Genomic DNA, 4,156 nt, shown 5'->3' on the forward strand with positions numbered 1-4,156 from the left:
GGGCGCCGGCCGGGGCGGCGGCTGGACCACCACCGGTGGCGAACGCGGCTGGGGCGCTTCGGGCGGGTCGATAAAGGTCGGGCCGGCGGCATCGGCCTTGCCGTCCTCTGAGCGATAGATCTGCAGGCCCTCGGCCGGGTCCACCGGCTGGGCCTCGACGGGGGCCGCGGCCTTCAGCTCGCCGACCGGCGCGCCGACGGTCTGTGGCGGCTGGCCCGCCTCGCGCACGCCGGAGCGGTAGAACAGCACGATGGCGATCACCAGGAGGATCAGCACCACGGCGCTGATGATCAGCATCAGCGGCGCGGGCTTGGAACCCCGCACGGGCTGGCGCGCGTCGAAGCTGAGCGGCGCGTCGGTCGGGGGAGCATATGCGCCGCGATCGGGATCGGACATCGAAGGCCTCGAAGAGTCTAGGCCGGGAAACGCGAATCGCGCCCGGTCTCGGGTCAGTCTACCGAAGGCGACCCGACTCCGAACTGTTCTGGAAGCCTAGTTCCAGACGTCGAGGTGGAAAAGTCGGCGATGCTCTTCGATGGCGTAGCGGTCGGTCATGCCGGCGATGTAGTCGCACACCACCCGGGCGCGGCCGGCGTCGTCGCGGTTCTGCGACCGGGCGAACCACTCCGTCGGCAGGACGTCGGGCTCGGCCATGAACAACTGGAACATCTCGGCGAGAATGCGGCGGGCCTGACTGCGGGTGCGGTTGACCTTCCAGTGCCGGTACATCCGGCTCATCAGGAATTCCCGCAGACGGCCCAGGTCCTCCAGCATGTCGCGGGAGAAGGCCACCAGGGCGTGGTCGAGGTTGCGAACCTCCTCGGCGGACGCGACCTTGGAGGCCGTGGCGCGACGATGGGTCTCGGCCATCACGTCGTCGACCATGGCGCCGATCATTCGGCGCACGGCCTCCAGGCGGATGATGCCGGGATCGAGGTCCGGGAATTCGCGGTAGACGCCCGCCAGGATCGGACCGATCAGCGGCACGTCGAGAAGTTCCTTCAGATCGAAGAGGCCGGCCTGCACCCCGTCGTCCACGTCGTGGTTGTTATAGGCGATGTCGTCGGCGAGGGCCGCCACCTGGGCCTCGGCCGAAGCCCGGGTCCCCAGGCCCAGGTCGTACTCCGCGTCGAATTCGGTGATCGCCTTCCACGATGGGCGATCCAGTTTCCCGGTCACCGGCCCATTGTGTTTGATGACGCCTTCCAGCGTCTCCCAGGTGAGGTTCAGGCCGTCCCAGCGCGGATAGCGCCGCTCCAGCTTGGTGACGACGCGGAAGGTCTGCACATTGTGGTCGAAGCCGCCGTAGGGCTCCATCTGCACCTGCAGCTCGTCTTCCCCGGCATGGCCGAAGGGCGGATGGCCCAGGTCGTGGGCGAGCGCGATGGTCTCGGCCAGGTCCGGCTCCAGCCCCAACGCCGTCGCCAGGGAGCGGGCCACCTGCGCCACTTCCAGCGAGTGGGTCAGCCGGGTGCGGAAGTGGTCGCCCTCGTGGGCCACGAAAACCTGCGTCTTCTCCTTAAGCCGTCGGAACGCCGTCGCGTGGATGATGCGGTCGCGATCGCGGGCGAACGGCGTTCGCGTGCGGCTCTCCGGCTCGGCGACCTTGCGCCCCAGCGAGAGGGCGGCGTCTTCGGCATAGGGGGCTGCGGCGACCATGATGTCTCTGCGTGAAAACTGCCCCCTTGGTGGAAGGGCTTGGCGAACTCATATAGTCCAGACAAAGGTTTTCCAAAGATCATGACCAGCACCGAGCTTACCCTGTCCCCCGCCGCCGCCCAGCGGCTGCACGCCATCGGCGCGGCCGAGGGCAGGCCGATGATGTTGCGCATCGCCGTCGAGGGCGGCGGCTGCTCTGGTTTCCAGTATCAGTTCGATCTGGTGGACAGCGCCCAGCCCGACGACCTGCGCATCGAACGCGACGGCGCCGCGGCCCTGGTGGACGAGATGTCCCTGGTGCTGCTGAAGGGCTCTGAGATCGACTATGTCGACGAGCTGGCCGGGGCGGAGTTCAAGATCCGCAACCCCAACGCCAAGTCCAGCTGTGGCTGCGGCGTCAGCTTCTCCATCTGAGAGCCAGCGGAACAGCCGACAGCTTAGGGTTTTGGCGGCGGCGGCGGCGGCGGCGGGGCAGCAAGCGGCGCCTCGACGAAGGTCACGCCCTTGGGCATCTCGAACAGCGCCATGTTCGCTGGCCCGATATCGTAGGTCAGGTAGCGTATGACCGACTTTGGCTGCTCGTTCACATAGAGCCCGATGGAATGGACCTTTCGCGTCCCGCCCTTCGCCGCGGGACGAAGCAGGAATTCGATCCGCTGCGCGCCGATGATCACCTGATGCTTCACCAGGTCCGCGCCGCCGACGGTCACCTTGCCCTGCGAGGTGGGGGCATAGGCGTCCACGAAATCGAGTTCGCAGCCAAGCTCGAGCTCGTTGAAGAGCGGCGGGAGGTCGCGTGTCTGGAAGAGCGGCGCGCGGACCTCGAAGGTCGGCCCGGGGTCCAGGACGTGCTGTCCCTTTTTGTCGAACAGGTTGGCGATCCAGATGTCCGGTTCGCGAATCACTGTCAGCCGTTGAGCGCGGTTGGCGGGATCGGGTGCCTCCTCGATGCGCGCGAACAGCGCGCCAAGGCGATAGACCGTGCGCGGCTTCAGCGTCGGCGACGCCGGGTCGACGCCTGGCGTGGCGTTGAAGGAGACAACCCGCACCATGTCCTTGGGTGCGCAGGGCCCGGCGAGCGCAGGAGAGCCAAGCAGGGCGGCGAACATGACGACAGACCAGCGCAGCATTTCAAACGACCCCAACTCGATGTCCGCGGGGGCTTGAGCCCCCTCCGCAGGACTTCTAGCGTCCCGGTCCGCTAGGGAGCCGTCAATGCGAATCGCCAGCTAGAACTCCGATCGATCTTGTAACATCTTCCGTTACTTCGATATTTCGACGGTACGATTTCCCTTAGTGGCTGTAACGCTGGCGGCATCAGCGTTGCTTCCCGCGAAATCCCAGAGCCCAAATGGGGGAGCTTGCTTGAAGGAAGCCGGCGCACGCGGCCCGCGGCGGCTATGCGCCAACTTCAGACCTTTGGACGGAGCCGGGAAGCGGACACTCGGCCCGGAGGCCAGTTTGGGCGACCTGAGCCCCCGCCATCGGTCCGGCGTTAAGTCCAGCCGTGGGATGCAGCCGCGGGAGCCCTGGCCGGGCCCCGCGACGGCGTGGGAGGCCGCTCACCGCGTTGTCGAAGCTGGAGGCTCTTGAGGTAGCGGAGAATGGATTCGATCTCCGGGGCCTCGAAACGAAACTCGGGCATGTCCGGGTGGCCCGTGAGAATACCTTCTGCAAGGGATTCTCCGAGAGCCTCCACATCGTAACGTTCCGAAAGGTCACGCAATGCGGGGGCGACGGGGTGGAGGCTAGCGTCGGAGGCCCCGATCCCATGGCAGCGGCCGCACTTGCTTTCCACGATCCGGCGGCCAAGCTCCATTGAGCCAGCCGGGTCTTGTTCGGGCCCAGCGCCTTGCGCGGCGACGAGGAGGGCGGCGGGGCGAAATCCCTCAGCCTGGGGAACCGCGCCAGCCTCTGCGCCCGTGCGGCCGCCAGGGTCCTCGAGGCTCGCGATATAGGCGACGATGTCCTCTACCTGCTGACCGCTCAGTTCGAGGGGCTTCATGTCGTAGTGGCCCCGTTGCGTCAGCGCCGCCACCCGGCCTTCGATCCCCGCCGTATGCTGCATTTCTCCGCTGGCGAAGGCGGCCGCTCTAGGATGCGGACTGACCCCCCCTAGCTCGACCGCATGGCAGGCGGCGCAGTGGCGTATCGCCTCCAGGTGGCCGCGCGCGACCGGCGTGGGCGCGCTTTCGCGAGGCGTTTGAAGCAGTGCGCAACCCGTCAAGGCCAGGGATATGACCAGCGATGGAGCGACAAAGGCGAGCGTTCGCATTGATCTGTCCTCGTCAGGCCCGCCTCGGCATGCGCCGTGACGCGCATCGCCGACGGAGATCCTATGCCGACCATCGCCGCTCGAATTTGCGATCTCGCAAATTCCCTACGACCCGACCCCGGTCATCCTGGTCTCGAACGGTCGCGACAGCGAGGGTTGATATGCGCCAGGGTCGAGCCGGTCGCGACGCCGCTGGTGATCGCATTGAGGATTTGCGACTGG

4 protein-coding genes and 1 pseudogene are annotated in these 4,156 nt (G+C 66.9%); 1 reads left to right on the forward strand and 4 read right to left on the reverse strand.

Going from position 1 to position 4,156, the window contains the following annotated elements:
* Positions 1-396, reverse strand: a pseudogene (locus RMO04_RS08260) (SPOR domain-containing protein); the annotation flags it as partial.
* A 96-nt stretch (positions 397-492) separates the two neighbouring features.
* Positions 493-1,659, reverse strand: a complete 1,167-nt coding sequence (locus tag RMO04_RS08265; protein WP_309644305.1) for a deoxyguanosinetriphosphate triphosphohydrolase — start codon at positions 1,657-1,659, stop codon at positions 493-495.
* Positions 1,660-1,740: 81 nt separating this feature from the next.
* Here RMO04_RS08265 and erpA point away from each other — a divergent pair, with 81 nt between their 5' ends.
* Complete coding sequence (erpA, locus tag RMO04_RS08270) at positions 1,741-2,073, forward strand: iron-sulfur cluster insertion protein ErpA (RefSeq protein WP_309644306.1); 333 nt, start codon at positions 1,741-1,743, stop codon at positions 2,071-2,073.
* 23 nt (positions 2,074-2,096) lie between these two features.
* Here the strand turns inward: erpA and RMO04_RS08275 are convergent, their stop codons facing one another.
* Both RMO04_RS08275 and RMO04_RS08280 read right to left on the reverse strand, forming a co-directional pair.
* A complete protein-coding gene (locus RMO04_RS08275; RefSeq protein WP_309644307.1) occupies positions 2,097-2,789 on the reverse strand; it encodes a hypothetical protein in 693 nt (230 codons plus the stop codon).
* Between the two features lie 365 nt (positions 2,790-3,154).
* Positions 3,155-3,934 carry a c-type cytochrome gene (locus tag RMO04_RS08280; RefSeq protein ID WP_309644308.1) on the reverse strand — a complete coding sequence of 260 codons (780 nt, stop codon included), beginning with the start codon at positions 3,932-3,934 and terminating at the stop codon, positions 3,155-3,157.
* Positions 3,935-4,156: the final 222 nt, after the last annotated feature.

The organism is Phenylobacterium sp. (genome assembly GCF_031412415.1).
Taxonomy (GTDB): domain Bacteria; phylum Pseudomonadota; class Alphaproteobacteria; order Caulobacterales; family Caulobacteraceae; genus Phenylobacterium.